Origin of the sequence: Prevotella marseillensis (assembly GCF_900625065.1) — a bacterium.
Lineage (GTDB): Bacteria > Bacteroidota > Bacteroidia > Bacteroidales > Bacteroidaceae > Prevotella > Prevotella rara.
In genome coordinates this window covers 2,678,190-2,696,493 of the sequence record NZ_UYXY01000001.1, presented here as the reverse complement: position 1 = coordinate 2,696,493, position 18,304 = coordinate 2,678,190, and the positions used below count along the sequence as shown (strand labels likewise).

Here is an 18,304-nt window from a genome sequence, read left to right as displayed (position 1 = left end):
CCTATGAAATGGCAGACCAGTTTATGTTTGTTTTGCGCAGTGAGTCAAGCCTTTTCCATAGCATGGCATATTCCTGCTTCTGACACATAGGGTCTTTGTCAATTATTTTCTGTGCCTCGTTGCGTGCCAGCTGCACCAGCTGACCGTCGCGCGCAATGTCGGCTATCTTGAGGTCGAAGGCCATTCCGCTTTGCTGTGTGCCTTCAAGGTCTCCGGGGCCACGCAGCTTCAGGTCGGCTTCTGCAATCCTGAATCCGTCGTTGGTGTCGCACATTATGTCTATTCGCTTGCGTGTCTCTTCGCTTAGCTTGCGCTTGCTTACAAGTATGCAGTATGACTGGTCGGCTCCTCGTCCTACACGGCCGCGCAGCTGATGCAGCTGTGACAGGCCGAAGCGTTCGGCGTTGAGTATTACCATCACTGATGCATTCGGCACGTTTACGCCTACCTCAATTACGGTGGTGGCCACGAGTATCTGGGTCTCGCCGGACACAAAGTGCTTCATCTCCTCTTCTTTTTCAGCCGGCTTCATCTTGCCGTGAACCTTGCTCAGCCTGAATTCGGGAAACGCTTCTTTGAGTCCTTCAAATCCGTCTTCAAGATTCTTGAGGTCTATCTTCTCGCTTTCTTTTATCAGCGGGAACACGATATATACCTGACGCCCTTCGTTGATCTGTTTCCTTATTCCGTTATACAGACTTGTTGTCTGGTCGTCATATTTATGTATTGTCACTACGGGCTTGCGTCCCGGCGGCAGTTCGTCTATGACGCTCACGTCCAGGTCGCCGTATATGGTCATTGCCAGTGTCCGGGGAATAGGCGTGGCTGTCATGACCAGCACGTGCGGCGGGTTGTCGCTCTTGTTCCATAGCCGTGCCCTCTGTGCCACTCCGAATCTGTGCTGTTCGTCTACGACTACAAAGCCGAGGCGTGCAAACTGCACGGTGTCTTCGATGACGGCATGGGTGCCCACCAGTATGTTTACGCTTCCGTTGGCCAGTCCTTCCAGCACGGCCTTGCGCCTCTTGCCTTTCACCATGCCTGTCAGCAGTTCTACGTTTACGTCCATTCCGCCGAGCATTCCCTGTATTGTGGCAAGGTGCTGTTCCGCCAGAATTTCTGTCGGGGCCATTATGCAGGCCTGAAAGCCGTTGTCGATGGCGATGAGCATGGACATCAGTGCCACGAGCGTCTTGCCGCTGCCCACGTCGCCCTGCAGCAGACGGTTCATCTGCTGTCCCGAGCCCATGTCTTTTCTTATTTCCTTAATGACACGTTTCTGTGCGCCTGTGAGCGGAAAGGGAAGGTTATTGAAGTAAAAGTCGTTGAACGTCTTGCCGACACGGCTGAATATATAGCCGCGATATTTGCGCCTGTGGTCGCTGGCGTATCGCAGAATGTTGAGCTGAACATAGAAAAGCTCTTCGAACTTCAGACGGTAGCGGGCCTTGCTCATGTCGTCGGGCGTTTTGGGGTTGTGTATTTTTCTGAACGCCTCGTCCCTTGATATCATGTTCAGCGGCTTGGTTATGAAGTCGGGCAGGGTTTCCCTGAGCGGTTCTTTCATGTTGTCGAGCATGCTTTTTATGAGCTTTTCTATGGCTCTCGACGTCATGCCCGTCTTCTTCATGTTTTCCGTAGTTACATAATACGGCTGCAGTCCCATCTGTGATAGCTGCATTTCTGATGCCGGATCAATGTCGGGATGTGCAAACTGGTAGCGCCCGTTGAACACGGTAGGTCTGCCGAATATTATGTAGTCGGTAGAAAGTTTATAGTGGCTGATGATGTATTTTGCTCCCGAAAACCACACGATGTCTGCCACTCCGGTTCCGTCTGACACATGTGCCACGACCCTTGTGCGGTGGAACCCCATCTCGAAAGTCTCAAAACTCAGTATTCTTGCACGTATCTGAACGAAGGGCATGTCGCCCGAAAGCTCATTTATGCGGTATATGCGGCTGCGGTCGACATATTTGTAGGGGTAATATTCAAGCAGTTCCTTATAGGTGCTGATGCCCAGTTCCTTACTGAGCAGAGTCTTGCGCCTTGGGCCTACGCCCGGAAGATACTGTATGTCCTGGTCTAATATGTCGAGCATTGTCGCGTTTTGAGAGATGTTTCAGATTAGATGAAAATATTATGTCAGCAAATTATCTACGCCAGCACCCTTGCTATAAGCAGGTCGAACGGAGTGGTTATCTTTATGTTCTCGCGGTTGCCCTCTATGAGCGTCGGACTTTGCCCGATGCTTTCTGCCACAGAGGCGTCGTCGGTAAAGTCTTCACGGTAGGACTGCTTGTATGCCTCCTTCAGCAGCTGTATGTCAAAGGTCTGCGGCGTCTGTACAAGGCGGTACTCCTGTCTTGGCACGGTGGTGCTCTTGTTTTCGGCGTTGAGATGTATCAGGGTTTCTACTACAGGCGTAACCGGCACCACGGCCTTGCGTGTTCTTGCTGTTTCATAGCAGTTGGATATCACCTCAATCGACGGGAACGGGCGCACACCGTCGTGTATGCCAACCACTCCGGTTTCGTCGTCGGGTATACATGCCAGTCCGTTTCTGACTGAGTGGAAGCGTGTCTCGCCTCCGTCCGCTATCTGATATTCAGCAGCGAAGTGATATTTTTTGCACAGTTCGTGCCAATATTCCTGTTGTTCCTTAGGCAGCACAAGTATTATTTTCAGCGTGGTGCTGTATTCTTTGAATCTTTTTATTGTGTGCATAAGGACAGGAAATCCGTTGACAGGCAAGAATTGCTTTGGTATGTCAGAGCCCATCCTCAATCCTTTGCCTCCGGCAACGATTACAACATAGTCCATAATATTCTTCTTGTGATTCTTCTTGTTTTGTCTTATTGTCAGTAAGTTTTCTATGTGTGTATGGGCGTGCAGCTGTGCCCATGCAGGCTATATCTTCAGATGCAGGCCAGATGTATGTGTTCCGCATCATGCATACACGCCGCCACGGGGGCTAATCCGTGCTTATATATTCATCAGCCCGAATACAAGTCTTGCTGCCGTATCCGGGCTGATGAGCCGGTTATTGTTATTTCATCATGAGATGCTTGAACATCATGCCTTCGGCCACGCTGTCGGCTGTCTTATGGTCGGTAAGAGCCTCGAGCAGTGTGTAGGCATAGGGCAGGGTGGCTGCCGGACCTTCTCCGGTAGTGATGTTGCCGTCTACTGTGCACAGTTCGTGTGTGTATTCTGCTTCATCAAGATATTTCTCGAATCCGGGATAACATGTGGCACGCTTGCCCCTCAGCAGACCAATTCCGCCAAGCACCATAGGTGCGGCACATATTGCACCGATCATCTTGCCCTTGCGGTTCTGCTCTATGAGAGACTTCTTTACTCCAACATGCTCGTTGAGGTTGGTTGCTCCTGGCAGTCCGCCCGGCAGCATGAGCAGGTCGGCGTCGCTGAGGTCAGCCTCTTCAAACAGCAGGTCGGCAGTGATTTTCACTCCGTGTGCCGATTCAACTTCCTTTGCGCCTGTAACGCTCACGGTTTTAAACTCAACGCCTGCGCGGCGCATAATATCTAATGGTATGAGGGCTTCAATCTCTTCGAAGCCTGTAGCCAGGAATTCATAAACTTTAGCCATGTGGTTTTCTGAATTTTAAGGTTTAAACGTTTATTTGTATAATGATGGCATAGCCTTATTTCAGGCAAGCCAGATATCTCTTTATCGTGTCTTCAAGGCCGAAATACAGCGCATCGCATATCAGTGCGTGACCTATGCTGACTTCGTCGAGCCATGGAATGTTCTGATGGAAATAGGTCAGGTTCTGCAGACTGAGGTCGTGTCCTGCGTTGAGGCCAAGCCCCACTTCTCTTGCCACTTCTGCCGCCTCTACGAACGGCTTTATCGCCTCTTCGCGGTTGGCCTCATAGCCTGCTGCGTATGGCTCGGTGTAAAGCTCTATTCTGTCGGTGCCGCACATACGTGCCGCTTCAACCATCTTAGGCTCGGCGTCGACGAATATCGACGTTCTGATGCCTGCCTCCTTAAACTGTCCTATCACGTCGGTCAGAAAGCCCTTGTTGGCCACTGTGTCCCATCCGTGGTTGCTCGTTATCTGGTTGTCAGCATCGGGCACAAGTGTTACCTGGGTGGGCTTCACCTCGAGCACCAGCTTAATATATTTGTCAATTGGGTTGCCCTCTATGTTAAACTCTGTGGTTATCAGTGGTTTGATGTCTCTTACGTCCTGGTATCTGATGTGTCTTTCGTCAGGACGTGGATGCACGGTGATGCCTTGCGCGCCAAACTTTTCACAATCAACGGCCACTTTCAGCACGTCGGGATTGTTGCCTCCGCGTGCGTTGCGTATTGTAGCCACCTTGTTGATGTTTACGCTTAATTTCGTCATTTTTTACAAATTTATTTAGTTAGCAGTATCTGTTATTCCGCAAAATGATGTAATTTTGCATATGACAAGCCTTGTGCAGGCGGCTTTCTGGCTGTTGTCATACGGGGCTTGTGACATCTTTGCAGATAAGTTTATTCATTGGCAAAGTTACTAAATGTTTGTCATTTTTCTGCATCCTGTACTAAAAAAGAAATTTAAAAGCTTAAAATTATGGGGTCGCGCAAGTTTAAATTCGCACTATTTGGAAATATCTATCAGGCAAAGAAGTCGGCTAACATCCGGGATATAATGTCGTATCTCACGCGCCGCGGCGCTGAAGTGTGCGTTGAAAAACTTTTTTACGACTTTCTTGTAAGCACCGGACGACTGTCGCCAGGCTCCGTTGAAGTGTTTGAGGGAGGCAACTTCATGGCTGATTTCGTCATATCTATGGGCGGAGACGGCACGCTGTTGCGTGCGGCGGGGCTCGTGGGCAGCAAGAATATACCAATACTTGGAGTCAATATGGGCCGGCTCGGATTCCTGGCCGACATCGTGCCTACCGAAGCCGAGAGCGCGCTCGACTCGCTCTATCGCGGCGACTACACGCTGGAGAACCATTCGGTAATATGCGTTGAGGCCGACGGCAAGCCTCTGTCGGGTGTGAGCCATGCGCTCAACGACATAGCCGTGCTGAAGCGCGACAATGCCTCGATGATATCAATACGCACAAGTATCAACGGCGAGTATCTCGTTACATATCAGGCTGACGGACTCATTGTCAGCACTCCTACAGGCTCAACGGCCTATTCGCTGTCGAACGGCGGACCTATCATCGTGCCGCAGACGGGCATCCTGTGCCTTACGCCGGTGGCTCCGCACAGCCTTAACATCAGACCGATGGTGATTTCAGACGACTCTGAAATAACTCTCACCGTGGAGAGCCGTAACCATAACTTCCTCATTGCCGTCGACGGACAGTCGGCAAAGTGCAGCGAGAAGACACGGCTCACCATACGCAAGTCACCATACAACATAAAAATTGTGAAGCGCAGCAGTCAGAAATACTTCTCCACCTTGCGCCAGAAGATGATGTGGGGAGCCGACACGCGCGGCTGACAACATCTCCGCACCAGTATGCTGACATCAGTCCTGCATTCCGGCGTGGTGTCTGCGACATACCCGGAAGCACCTTTAGCAGAAGCTTATGAAGATAAAGAACCTGTTGAGAATACCCCAAAGCAAATATCCCATCAAGGCTATTTTGCGCTGGTTGTGGCATGCTTGGCGCGGCAACCGGCTTCAGGCCGTGCTCAACGCCGCGCTCGGACTGCTCGGCGTGGCTGCCAGCTTGATGTCGGTGTGGGCTGTTCAGAATGCCATCGACGTGGCATCTCATGTCCGCAGCGGCTCGCTCTATGCGGCAGTGGCGCTTATGGGTGTGTTTGTGCTTTGCGACTTTGGCGTCAGCATAGCTTCGGTATGGGTGAGAAACATTCTCGGCATAAAGGCGCAGAACCGCATGCAGCAGCACATGCTCGACCGCATACTGCGCTCAGAGTGGCGCGGACGCGACAGCATGCACAGCGGCGACGTGCTCAACAGGCTTGAGCTTGACGTAAGGACTGTAGTGGAGTTTCTTACCGAAACCATGCCCAACACGCTTTCGGTGGTGGCTCTTTTTCTCGGCTCGTTTTTCTATCTGTTCTCGATGGACGCCATGCTGGCCGTTGTCATCGTGATAATGCTGCCTCTGTTTATGCTTGTCAGCAGGCTCTACGTGGGGCGCATGCGCAGTCTTACGCGCAACGTTCGCAACTGCGACAGCCGCGTGCAGAGCGTGCTGCAGGAAACCATACAGAACCGCATGCTCATAAAGACTCTTGAAAAGGATGACGCCATGGTGGAGCGGCTAGAGGCAACGCAGAGCGAATTGCGGCATAATGTGGTAAGGCGCACGGCCTTCTCGCTGTTTTCGAGCTTTGTCCTCAACTTCGGCTTTGCGGCAGGCTATCTTATCGCCTTTCTGTGGGGAGCCATAAGGATGTACGGCCATACGCTGTCTTTCGGCGGCATGACGGCCTTTCTGCAGCTTGTGGCGCGCATACAGGGGCCGGCACGCAATCTGACAAAGCTTGTTCCTCAGTTTGTGTCGGTGCTCACGGCGGCAGAACGGCTCATGGAACTTGAGGAAAATCCGCTTGAAGAGCAGGGCGCTCCGCTGCATGTAGCTGCCGACGGTGGAGTGGGCGTGCGCTTCGAGAATGTAGCTTATGCCTATGCCGACGGCGAACGCGAGATAATGAATAACTTTTCGTTCGACTTCACTCCGGGCAGCTGTACTGCCGTGCTCGGCGAGACCGGCACCGGCAAGACCACTCTTGTGCGCATGATTCTTGCCCTGATACGCCCTGACTCGGGACGCGCCGTGATATATAACGGACGAGGCGAAAGCTACCAGTTGTCGTCGCTCACGCGCTGCAACTTTGTATATGTGCCGCAGGGCAACACGCTGCTGAGCGGCACCATTCGCGACAATCTGAGGCTTGGAAACCTTTCGGCCACTGACGATGATATGCTCAACGCCCTTCATCGTGCCTGTGCCGACTTTGTCAGTGAGCTGCCCGACGGGCTCGACACCGTATGCTCTGAGTCGGGCGGGGGATTGAGCGAAGGTCAGGCGCAGCGCATAGCCATAGCCCGGGCGCTGCTGCGCGACGGCAGCGTGATGCTCTTCGACGAGGCTACAAGCTCGCTCGACCCTGACACAGAGCGCCGCCTGCTTGCCAATCTGCTGGCAGACAGACAGCGCACCATCATCTTTGTAACCCACCGCATGGCCGTGGTAGACTATTGCGACCGTGTGCTGCGCATGGAGCGGCTCTGACTCTTCGTGTCGTGCCTGCACATATGCTGTCGTTCAGGCATGATGTTTGTAGTGAATTTTATTAACCAAAATAAATTTTAGCGTTATGAAAAAACTTATCTTTATGGCGGCTTTCGCCATCATGACTGTCCTTGGCGCTGCGGCTCAGGATGCCGACTCGCGCTATGCCACCGAACTGCTGAAGCCCGGAACTGAGGCTCCCGACTTCACTCTGAAGGACATCAACGGCACAGAATACACGCTCAGCCAGTTGCGCGGAAACTATGTCGTGCTCGACTTCTGGGCTTCGTGGTGTCCCGACTGCCGGAAGGATGTGCCCATGCTGAAGGAACTCTATGCCAAATACGGCGAGCGCATCAAGTTTGTAAGCGTGTCGTTCGACGACAAAAAAGAAAATTGGAAAAACTATGTTGAGGCCAACGGCATGGACTGGCTCAACGTCAGCGAACTGAAGAAATGGAAGGAAACCCAAATTTCGCAGATGTATAAAATCAAGTGGATTCCTGCCATGTATCTTATTGACCGCCAGGGCAAAATCATCCTGTCAACGGTTATGATAGAGAAAATGGCAGACAAGCTGAAAGAACTTCACGAGCTTTAAGCTGAACCGTTCATCATAATCCTGTTGGATTATCGTTTTATACAGAGCGTCTTGCCGTCTGCTTTTTCGCATGAATAGAGTTATTCTAGTGAAAGGCCGACGGCAAGACAAATAAATAATAAATCATAAATACTGCTGGAAAATTCATGGGATTTTGTATATTTGTTTCATGTTTAATACAAAATCTACAAGCAGTATGCAAATTATAAATAGACTTTCATTTTTTCTTGTTGCCTTTTTGTTGGGGTATAGCTCAGTTTATTCACAGACACAGGCTGATGTGAAAATGGGTGAGATCCTGAATGGCGGTGATCTGTTTCAGTTAAGAAAAGAATATCCGAATCTAAAAGGCTCCGTGAGTGTGAAGATGCTTAATCTGGTGGCAGACGCTCAGTTAGGCATAGGATTTAATAAATTGGAAAATGCTGCCGTTGCCCTTGACAGTTTGTTGGCGCATCACCAAAACGAGCTTGGTGCGCAAACATCAATAGGTATGGCTGCTTTGCAAGGCATGAACCTCTTGAATTTGGGCATGTATGAGCAAGCCGGAAAAGTTGGAGAAAGTCTGGTGAATGCACTAAAGGAATCAGTTCCGTTTGAATCTCTTTACAGTTTTGTATTTATCGAAAAAGTAAGCAAAGCACTTGCCAATGTTCCAAAACCTTATCTTGAACGTCCTGATAGAGATGTTGCTGTGCCGTTAAGTGTTGAAACTGTTGGAAGAGGCAAACATATCTATATACCTGTAGAGGTAAACGGCATAACGAGAAACTATATTTTCGATACAGGTTGCTCTTTTGGCAATTTCGTTTCAGAAAAGTATGCAGAAGAAGTTGGTCTGAAAATTGTAGCTGATTCTATTCCGGTATCAGGTATGGAGATTGGTCTTGTAAAACTTGCTGTGGCAGATTCAATGAAAATAGGAGAAATGGTATATCATAATCCTGTTTTTATGGTTGCGCCTCCCGATCATGAGGTCGATTCGGTATTTGCTTTTGATGGAGTGATAGGTTACCACTTTATCAGGGACGCCAAGGAAATAATCATAGACAATGAGGCCGGAAAGTTTGTTTTTCCGCAAAAAGTGTCTGAGGGGGAGCCAAATATGTATTTGGCATCAAATACGCCTCAAGTAAGAATCAGCTATAACGGAAAGCCTTTTGACCTGATTTTTGATACAGGAAATGTAAAGTCTGACTTGGGGAATAAATTTGCTAAAACATTTCCAGATGCCATTGACGGATTGGCAGAACATGTAACTTCACGTGGCGGCTTTGGTGGAATATCGCAGATAAAAGCAGTAACATTGCCAAATTTCTGTTTCGAGGCGGCAGGTTCTAAGGTGACATTGCATAATACAGAAGTGATTACGAACACAGGAATAAACAGTCGGTTGTTTGCAGGTTCGTTAGGGGCAGATTTTGTGTCGTCATTCAAACGGCTTACAATCAACTATCAGAACATGTTTATACGTGGAGAATAATCGTGCTTTAATTAAAGCAACACATTAGTGTCCAGTGTCTTACCCTGAAAAAAGTTGACTCATAAATAAAATAATTATGAGGAAAAATAAATCACAAAAGGGTCAATATCTTCAAAAAGTGATAGATCTTCGCTCTTCAGGTGTAAGTTTTTTGGGAATATCAAAAATAATTCCCGTATCAGAGGCTACAGTTCGCCGCTGGTGTGCTAAATTTGCACCTGAATTGTATTATGTCGATTTTATGACAAAGAAAAAGACACTAAGAGAGAAGCATGTTCGTGACTCAGTCAGCCTCCCGTCAGACATAGAGGCCCTTCAGGCCGAGATACTCCGTCTTAAGTCCGAACTGACCAAGGCCGAGATAAAGGCCGAGGCTTATGACGAGATGATAAATGTGGCCGAATCCGAGTTAGGCATCAGCATAAGAAAAAAATCTGGCGCCAAACAGTAACATTCCTGCACACGAAGAACCCTGTCCGATACAGGGTGAGACATCTTTGTGCGCTGTTTGGCGTAAGCAAGCAGGCCTATTACAAGTATGATGAGTCAAAGTCAATGATGAGGGCCGCCCGTGATGCCTTTGTGATTGAGTATGTCCGCAAGGTGCGCCGTATAGACCCCGGAATAGGCGCATTGAAGCTCTGGCACATGTACCGGCGTGATTTCAGCGGCAACAGTCCTGTCGGCCGTGACCGTTTTATAGAAATAATGTCATGTAACGGCATGATTCTCCGTAAAAGGTTGCGCCGTCCACGTACCACTGACTCAAGGCACGGTCTTCCGACATATCCCAATCTTATAAAGGAAATGTTGCCCCTCAGACCTAACCAGCTATGGGTCAGTGACATAACGTACATAATTATTTGGACAGACGACATACACTACCGTTTCTGCTACCTTTCAATTGTACTTGATGCATATACAGAAGAGATTGTAGGATACTGTGTCGGTCCGACGCTTGAGACGTCTTATCCCATTGAAGCACTGTGCATGGCTTTGGGAAGGCTGAAGGGCATGGACGGCATCAGCCTTATACATCATTCAGACCGCGGCGTACAATACGCAAGTTCCGAATATGTCAGGCTGCTTAATAAAAATGGTATAAGTATCAGTATGACGGAGACCGGGGATCCGAAGGACAATGCACAGGCAGAGCGTATTAATGGTACCATAAAGAACGAACTCCTTAAGGGTATGAGGTTCACCGACATCGGCCAGGTCAGGGAAGCCGTGGCAACGGCCGTGGACTTCTACAACAACGAAAGGCCGCACATGAGCATCAACATGATGACACCGGCACAGGCTGCTTCATGTCAGGGTGAGATATCTAAGCGTTGGAGCAGTTTTAGGACAAAGGCCATAAAAAACAGACAGGAATGCTCCGATATTGGAGAAGATGGACTATCTTTGCCTTCTGTTCATGGTGTCCTTTCCGGGCTACGCCCTCCAAGGACACCATGAACAGGGATTCTGTCCCGGTAAAAGTCAACTTTAATCAGTAATTAAAAGTAGAGTCAACCAATAACAGTTATAAGTTTAACCAGAGTCAACTTTAATCAGGGAATGGCTTGTTAGAAGTCAACCAATTTTAGGAAAGGACACAGTTTTAAGGGACACTAATGTGTTTTTATAATAAACTCGTCACTCGTCACATTCTTATGTAAATTATTGAATAACAGTGTGTTATAGTGTGACGAGTTCGTTGTTCAACTCGTCACATTGTTTTTGAGAAACCGGTTATTGGATGTTTGGATGGGGCGATGACCTGTATGTGATGAGTTGAAAATACAACTCGTCACGCTGTAAAATGTTGATATGCAGCGGCTTATGTGCCTTTGTGATGAGTGACGAGTTTCTCCGAAAACTTTTTTATGATCATATTGCGTTGTCATTCCTTATATAGGTTTACTTCTGGCTGGCCTATTACCGGTTTTGGTTGTTTCATTCCTTTATCTCCAAAAGGTATGCTTTTACCTTGCGAAAGACCGCCTTTCAGCGTGTAGAAGCATGCCTTTTGCAATGCTGTCAGCCGAGTCTTATCCTGATAAAAGGGCAAAAAGAAAGGCTCCCTTACCTTTGCCTTGTGCGGCAAGTAAGGGAGCCTTTTGTATGGTTAATAACCGTATGTGTTATTTCTTCATTGTGTCAGGCAGCATGATAACCTTGATGCTGTTGCCGCCACCGATGATGACGTTCTTCATGAACTTAGCCATCTTCTCAGGAGTCATTTCGCTTACAATCTTCTTGTAGTCGGTGTTTGTGTCAACTCCGTACTCGTCGAAGCTCTGGATAACGCCCAGCCAGTAGTTGTTCTTCTTAACGTTTTCGTCTGCACGCTTCAGCATGAGTTCCTTAACCTTGCTGAGCATTTCAGCGTCAACTGTCTTGGTCATCTTAGTAACCTCGTCGTTCATGATGCCGATAGCCATGTCGCTCTTCTCAGGTTTCATCGGGCAAACACCGATGATGCATGTGAACGGAACGTCGCCTCCGAGTGATGAGTATCCGGCAGCTCCTGCAGAGTAGGCAGCGCTGGCTTCCTCACGGATCTTCTCCAGGTAGATCATGCTCAGGATCTGTCCTGCTGCGTCAGCGTAGATGCTGTTCTCGAGAGTGTAAGGAGTCTTGTTGTTATACCAGTACATGTAAGCGTTAGCCTTCGGAGTCTCCATCTTGCGGTAGAACTGGTTAACGGTGTTGCCCTTGTTGTAAGTAGTAACAGGCTTCCAGTTTTCCTTAGCGCCCTTTGCAGGCAGAGAAGCTATATACTGCTCGATGAGCGGACGGATGGCTGCCTCGTCAAAGTTACCGATGATTGTGAATGTGAAGTCGGCAGCGTTGGCTGTGCGCTCTTTTGCAATCTGCAGAATGCGGTCGTAGTTAGCGTTCTCAACATCCTTCATCTCGATAGAGGCGAAGCGCGGGTTGTGCATGTAGAGAGTGTTCTTTACAGAGTCTGACAGTGCCATCTCAGGTGAAAGCTCCTTGTTCTTCAGAGAGGTCTTTATCAGTCCCACCATTGAGTTGTAGCTCTTCTCGTCCTTGTTGATGTTTGTGAAGTAGAGATATGTCATCTGGAAGAGAGTCTCAAGGTCCTTAGGAGTTGATCTTCCGCTTACAGTCTCGTGCAGGTTCTGCATTGTGAGGTCAACGTTAACCTGTTTGCCTGCCAGTACCTTCTGCAGTTCAGTGCTGCTGAAGTTGCCCAGTCCGCTGTAGCCGATGGCCGTGTCGAACATCTTGATGTTAGCGTAGTCTTCCTTGCCGAGCAGAGAAGCACCACCCTTAGATGTAGCGCTGAGGATAACCTCGTCGTCCTTATAGTCAGTCTTCTTCAGCAATACTCTTGCACCGTTAGACAGTGTGAGCTCTTTGTAGCCGAACTTAGCGTTCTCTTTCTCGCTCTTGATGCTGCCTTTCTTGGGCAGAACGCTTATCAGCGGCTCGTTCTTAACGTTGTCAACCCATGCTGTGAGCTGCTCAGCGTGAACGCCGTCGATGGCCTTCTTGATAGATTCAGCTGTAGGATATTTAGCACCTTCCTTCTCTGTGTAGAATGCCACTACAACTGTGTTGGTGTCAGTTTCGCTTATCAGCTCCTTGGTGATCTCGTTGACAGCTTCAACAGGGATAACCGGAGAAATCTGCTGCATTATCTGATACTCGTCTTCGATTGAAGGCATAGGCTCGTTGCCGAGGAAGTTGTCGCGGTAGATGTCACCGTAAATAGCGTTGTCGCGCTTGTTGCGGTTGGTGTAAACCTTCTCGAGTGAGCTCATATAGTCGGCCTTGGCGCGCTCAAACTCAGTGGCTGTGAAGCCGAACTTAACGGCACGCATAACCTCGCGTGTGGCTGTGCTGATGGCCTGCTCGCTCATGCCCGGTTTCGGCAGTATAACCAGGGTGAATGCCTTGGTTGTAGAAGCCAGGATGAAGTCGCTGTCGTAAGCGTAAGCCTGAACGAACGGACAGTCAGGATTCTGCTGTATTTCCTGCAGACGTGCGTTGAGCATCTGTGTTGAGAGGCTTACTGCATAGTTCTGAACGAGATATGCAAGGCTGCCTTTCAGGCTGTCTGGCACTTCGGGGTGCTTGTACATCAGCTGTATGATGTCAGTCTGCTGCTCTTTGTCCTTGTCTACGATGATAATAGCCTCGTTGTTGTCGGGCACGGGCTCGTTGACAACCTTCGGAGCGTTAGGATCAAGCTTGATGCCGCTGAACAGCTCCTTGATCTTAGCCTCAGTGCGGTCAACGTCGATGTCGCCGACTACGATGATTGCCTGGTTGTCGGGACGATACCACTTGTGGTAGTACTGACGGAGAACTTCAGGCTTGAAGTTGTTGATGATCTCCATCTTACCGATAGGCATGCGCTGTCCGTATTTGCTGCCCGGATAGATTTTCTCGAGGTTGCGGTCGAACATTCTTGTCTGTGCGTCAGTGCGCAGGCGCCACTCCTCGTTGATCACACCACGCTCCTTGTCGATCTCCTTGGGGTCGAGTGTAAGGCCGTTAGACCAGTCTTTCAGGATGAGAAGACAAGAGTCGAGAGCCTCAATGCGTGTAGAAGGAACGTTGCATATTCTGTATACGGTCTGGTCTACGCCTGTGTATGCGTTGAGGTCAGAACCGAACTCTACGCCGATAGAGCGCAGATATTCAATGAGGTTGTTGCCCTTAAAGTTGTCTGAGCCGTTGAAGGCCATGTGCTCAAGGAAGTGAGCCAGACCGCGCTGGTCGTCGTTCTCCTGGATAGAACCCACGCGCTGGGCAATGTAGAAGTTAACACGATTCTCCGGATAACCGTTGTTGCGGATGTAATAGGTCAGTCCGTTGGCCAGCTTGCCAGTCCTCACTGCCGGGTCAACCGGGATGGGAGGCATCTGCATGCCCTGAGCCATGATGCCCACTGTGCTTGCCAAGAACAGTGCGGCCGTGATGATTAGATGTTTTATTTTCATAAAAAAGAGTTTAAAATAGTTCAACAAAGATAGTTTTTTTATCTCTCGAATGTTGTTACTGGTTGTTATATTTAATAAATTTTATACGTTTTGTATGCAAAATTGTTACTTTCGTGTAAATACCATGCTGTAAGCCGGTTTATGTTTCCTCCCGGTATTCCAGAATGTCTCCTGGCTGGCACCCCAGCTCGCGGCATATTGCTTCGAGCGTGGTGAAGCGTATGGCCTTGGCCTTGCCGGTCTTCAGGATCGACAGATTAGCCTGCGTAAGCTCCACTCTTTCGGCCAGCTCGCCGAGCGAAATCTTCCGCTTGGCCATCTCCACGTCGAGGTTTACTATTATTTTACCCATACTTGTTGCTTTAGAGTTGTTTACGTAGGTTATTATATCGTGAGTTCCTGTTCCTCTTTCATCTTCAGTCCGATGGAGAACGACTCTGCCATTACAAGAGAGAATAGTCCGAAGAGTATCGTGCCCGTGTACACGGCGTCTGAATATCCGATGGTGTAGCCCGTCAGGCTGAACGTCTGTGTGGCGGCATATACGTCGTTACAATATTTTATCGTTGCCAGCAGACCTATTATCACCATGCACCAGCCTATGCGTTTAAGGTATTTCGTGTTCTTCCGTGTGAAGATGTTGTTGCGGTTGATGTTCAGCACGAAGCGTATGAACGAAACCAGCGTGATGATGCCTGCCACCATTATTGCTATGCCTATGATTACTGACAGAATGCTGCCTGCTGTGCCTGAAGAATCCTCTATCGGCAGGTTTATCTGTGTAGGCCATGCCCTATACGACTTATTCGTTGCGCTGTCGGTTATGGTTATTGCGTTGCGCCATGTGATTTCGTTCGGTATGAGCGACACAACGCGATAGCCGTCCACGCTTTCAGTGTTTGTCTCTTGGATGTGCTTGGCCGACTTATATCCGCTGACCATGCCGCTGAACATAAGGTCGGTGGCCATCAATATGTCTACGATGATAACGGCGAAGATAAGCAGGCAGAATATGTTGAGCTTTGTTTTCATCTTGTTGCGTATTTTTCATAAAAATGCCCGCCGCCCTGTTTTCACGGCCGGCGGGCAGGCCTTTATTTATTTAGTTAGAGAGAGTCGTTGTTGCTGTCATTTCATGTCGGCCAGCAGGTTGGCGGTGTAGTCGCTTAGCAGTACGTAGTTGTCGTTAAGCTCATACATGTTGCTGCTCTTGTTCCATGTGTAGCAGTCAACTCCTGTGGCGTTTCCGCTGATGCTGCTGTATGTCATGCGCTGGCTCTGCACGTAGGCGCTGTCGCAGTTCTTCCATATCTTCATGTCGAGCACAGTGTTGCCGGCGTTGTAGGTGTAGTCCATGCAGAGGTAGTTTTCCCATTTCTGCTTGTCGCTGTTCCACTTCATCACCTCTTTTCTTATCACGCGGTCCTGGTCGTCGTATGTATATTGCTTGCGTGTCTTGGCTGTAAGATATTTGCCGCTGTTGTCGTAAGTAACTATTGCGCTTACTTTACCGTCCTGCATCTCTGCGTTGTATGCGAAGCGGTTGTCAGAGTTGGATGTTCCTGCGATGCTTGTGAACAAACTCATAATTGTTGCGGCGGTAATTGTAATCAGTTCCATAATGCTATATTTTTTATTTCGTTATTATTCTTGTTTATTTAATTCTTTATCTGTTTTGTCGTTAGACGTTCTTTGTTCTGAAAAACTACGTCGTGATATTGTCTTTTTAATATCCTGCGGGAAGCGGTGTTATCTAAAATCAATAATCATTTATCGTTTTTCGATATGCAAATGTATGAACTATATTTGAATGCTCCAAATATTTTCAATAAAAATTTATCGAAAAACGATAATTTAACACATTAAAACAATAAAATACCGGCTTTTAACGGTCTTTTAACCCAAACAGACCTTTATTATTAGGGCAGATTGCTGCTTTTCATTGAGCGGATGAAGGCATAAATAAACAAGACAGATAGAACTTATATGCTGTATGATGATTCGGGGTAAGCTTATGGTAATATGCTTTGATGAAAGCTGTTCATCGGGCAGGCCTGAATAAAAATATGGGCTTTACCAAGCCACAAAGGTACGGTAAAGCCCATTATCCCAGAAATAATAATTGTTATAAGCCTGCTTTTTCGTAGGGAATATACTTAAAGTACTCGTCAAATTGATCAGTACGCTTTATATAATAAGTTTCGCCACAGCCGTTTAGTTGGATTTGGTCTGGTGTAAACGAGATGAATGACCAGTAAATTCCGCCATCAGGACTAAATACGCAAGCGTCGGGATTAAACTTACTATTGTCAATATTCAAATCGTTTGCGGCGATATTATAGTTGTCAGGTTCAATATATGATGTCATTTCTCCGGTATTATCGTTGCGCATCATACGAATGTTCTGAAAAAACAGTGTGCCATTATTGTTGTTGGCTGTTGCTGCAGCCCGAATATATATCATACGGCCATTGACCAAATAGACAAACATATGGCGGTTTGTATTGACCTCACACATAAAAACGTCGCCATCTTTTCCAAACCTGGCGCCAAGTCTCCATTCCTGTAGACACTTACCGATGTCTAACTTGCTTTTGGCAATGGATTTTTCATAAGGCTTGCAGATTGTTATTTCCTCTACCTTAGACATAACTTTATCTCCAATACGAAGAGTCTTAGCGGCTGTTCCGTTAACCGTCTTAACCTCGTCAATGAGTGTAAGAGGCGTAGTGGTTTCAACGACAAATGCCGAATCTTTGTAAGTGGTACAGCTATATATGTCTTGTGTAGGGATATTGAGAAATGCTCTCAGACCTGTTGGAGTTTTCTCAAAGAACATACAAATGCTGTCTGTTATAACCGCTTCTGCATCATTTGAAGCCCAGACACCACGATATTTTGAAAAATCACTTGCATAAGATGTACTGTGAATTACGATAGCAAGTAAAAAGGCAAAAAGTAATTTTTTCATAATCTGTGAATATTAAGATGAAATAATTTATTTCAAAAGTTTACGGTCGGTATCACTACTTTCCAATATGCTCATTTGATGGATTGCTATTTGGTTTAGCTTAATCAGACGTTCACTTTGTGCTATATTTTGTTCGATAAAAATGGCATTTAGATTTTCCATATTCGACAAACAGATAAGTTCGTTGATAGTAGCATAATCACGGATGTTTCCTTTCAGTTCAGGATTTGCTTCTCTCCATTGTTTTGCTGTCATACCAAACATCGCCACGTTCAGCACGTCGGCTTCATTAGCATAAATCATGTTTGCTTGCATTGGTGTTACTTCCATAGGAATAAGATTCTTCTTTATGGCATCAGTATGTATGCGATAATTGATTTTTGACAATTCACGTTTCGCTGACCAACCGAGCAGCCTTTGTTCTTCTGTCTTTAACCGCTGATACTCCTTAACAAGAAGTAATTGGAATTTAGGAGAAATCCACATGCCAAAATGATATGCTATATCCCGATGTGCATATGTGCCGCCATAGCGGCCTGCCTTCGAACGAATGCCGATTGCGCTGGTTCTTTCTATCCATGTTTTTACTGAAAGAACGAAATTGTTGCTTCCTGCCGCATTTTTAATTGTACCGAATTCGGTACAATTAAAATCGGGATTGTATAACATTTCCCATTCGCCAAGATACTCAATAGTACTTTTAAGACTAAGCCAACGGAAGATAATATGCTCTTGCAGTTGGCTTCGTGCCATGTCTGTAAGGCTGATATAGTCTTCTTCATTGTACTTTACAATGCTAATATCTGTATTTTGAACGGTAATTTTTGCCATTGTTAATGATGAGTTGTGGTTTACGCAAAGTTAAGCAAATATTCTGAATTCCGCATATGTGTTTAATGCAATACATCGGATTTTAACAAATAGCACAAAATATACGTTTTATTACAGCTAAAATAGAGATTATTGTTTTATTTCATTATGAAAAACATTTATTGCGAGCGTAGGTGCCGGAATGCTTGTCCCACGCCTTTGCCGGC

General features: G+C 47.4%; 16 protein-coding genes. 6 read left to right on the top strand and 10 right to left on the bottom strand.

Annotated features, from left to right (window positions below; genetic code table 11):
- Position 1: 1 nt before the first annotated feature.
- From recG to EJL04_RS10915, 4 genes are all read right to left on the bottom strand, one after another.
- Positions 2-2,101 (bottom strand): ATP-dependent DNA helicase RecG, encoded by a 2,100-nt coding sequence (gene recG / locus EJL04_RS10930; protein ID WP_125104949.1) that lies wholly within the window; start codon positions 2,099-2,101, stop codon positions 2-4.
- A gap of 56 nt (positions 2,102-2,157) precedes the next feature.
- A complete protein-coding gene (locus EJL04_RS10925) occupies positions 2,158-2,823 on the bottom strand; it encodes a 2-C-methyl-D-erythritol 4-phosphate cytidylyltransferase (RefSeq protein WP_125104948.1) in 666 nt (221 codons plus the stop codon).
- Positions 2,824-3,049: 226 nt separating this feature from the next.
- Complete coding sequence (locus tag EJL04_RS10920) at positions 3,050-3,613, bottom strand: DJ-1 family glyoxalase III (RefSeq protein ID WP_021855531.1); 564 nt, start codon at positions 3,611-3,613, stop codon at positions 3,050-3,052.
- Between the two features lie 55 nt (positions 3,614-3,668).
- Positions 3,669-4,382, bottom strand: coding sequence for a pyridoxine 5'-phosphate synthase (locus EJL04_RS10915; RefSeq protein ID WP_125104947.1), 714 nt, complete (start codon positions 4,380-4,382; stop codon positions 3,669-3,671).
- A 210-nt stretch (positions 4,383-4,592) separates the two neighbouring features.
- Here EJL04_RS10915 and EJL04_RS10910 point away from each other — a divergent pair, with 210 nt between their 5' ends.
- From EJL04_RS10910 to EJL04_RS10885, 6 genes are all read left to right on the top strand, one after another.
- Complete coding sequence (locus EJL04_RS10910) at positions 4,593-5,480, top strand: NAD kinase (RefSeq protein ID WP_125104946.1); 888 nt, start codon at positions 4,593-4,595, stop codon at positions 5,478-5,480.
- A gap of 88 nt (positions 5,481-5,568) precedes the next feature.
- Entirely contained in the window at positions 5,569-7,248 is a 1,680-nt protein-coding gene (locus EJL04_RS10905; RefSeq protein WP_125104945.1) for an ABC transporter ATP-binding protein, read from the top strand.
- A gap of 85 nt (positions 7,249-7,333) precedes the next feature.
- Entirely contained in the window at positions 7,334-7,849 is a 516-nt protein-coding gene (locus tag EJL04_RS10900; protein WP_125104944.1) for a TlpA family protein disulfide reductase, read from the top strand.
- A 196-nt stretch (positions 7,850-8,045) separates the two neighbouring features.
- Positions 8,046-9,332, top strand: a complete 1,287-nt coding sequence (locus EJL04_RS10895) for a retropepsin-like aspartic protease (protein WP_164511753.1) — start codon at positions 8,046-8,048, stop codon at positions 9,330-9,332.
- Between the two features lie 76 nt (positions 9,333-9,408).
- A complete protein-coding gene (locus EJL04_RS10890; RefSeq protein ID WP_125103787.1) occupies positions 9,409-9,783 on the top strand; it encodes a transposase in 375 nt (124 codons plus the stop codon).
- Positions 9,784-9,818: 35 nt separating this feature from the next.
- Positions 9,819-10,793 (top strand): IS3 family transposase, encoded by a 975-nt coding sequence (locus EJL04_RS10885; protein ID WP_241209926.1) that lies wholly within the window; start codon positions 9,819-9,821, stop codon positions 10,791-10,793.
- Positions 10,794-11,461: 668 nt separating this feature from the next.
- Here the strand turns inward: EJL04_RS10885 and EJL04_RS10880 are convergent.
- From EJL04_RS10880 to EJL04_RS10855, 6 genes are all read right to left on the bottom strand, one after another.
- A complete protein-coding gene (locus EJL04_RS10880) occupies positions 11,462-14,296 on the bottom strand; it encodes a M16 family metallopeptidase (RefSeq protein ID WP_053399022.1) in 2,835 nt (944 codons plus the stop codon).
- A gap of 139 nt (positions 14,297-14,435) precedes the next feature.
- Positions 14,436-14,648 (bottom strand): helix-turn-helix domain-containing protein, encoded by a 213-nt coding sequence (locus tag EJL04_RS10875; RefSeq protein ID WP_021855519.1) that lies wholly within the window; start codon positions 14,646-14,648, stop codon positions 14,436-14,438.
- Positions 14,649-14,680: 32 nt separating this feature from the next.
- Positions 14,681-15,328, bottom strand: coding sequence for a DUF2975 domain-containing protein (locus EJL04_RS10870; protein ID WP_125104942.1), 648 nt, complete (start codon positions 15,326-15,328; stop codon positions 14,681-14,683).
- Between the two features lie 96 nt (positions 15,329-15,424).
- The gene (locus tag EJL04_RS10865) at positions 15,425-15,919 is read right to left on the bottom strand and encodes a DUF3836 domain-containing protein (protein WP_277595993.1); all 495 of its coding nucleotides are present in this window, start codon (positions 15,917-15,919) and stop codon (positions 15,425-15,427) included.
- Positions 15,920-16,421: 502 nt separating this feature from the next.
- Entirely contained in the window at positions 16,422-17,267 is an 846-nt protein-coding gene (locus tag EJL04_RS10860; protein ID WP_125104940.1) for a hypothetical protein, read from the bottom strand.
- 27 nt (positions 17,268-17,294) lie between these two features.
- Positions 17,295-18,098 carry a KilA-N domain-containing protein gene (locus EJL04_RS10855; protein ID WP_021855513.1) on the bottom strand — a complete coding sequence of 268 codons (804 nt, stop codon included), beginning with the start codon at positions 18,096-18,098 and terminating at the stop codon, positions 17,295-17,297.
- Positions 18,099-18,304 lie beyond the last annotated feature (206 nt).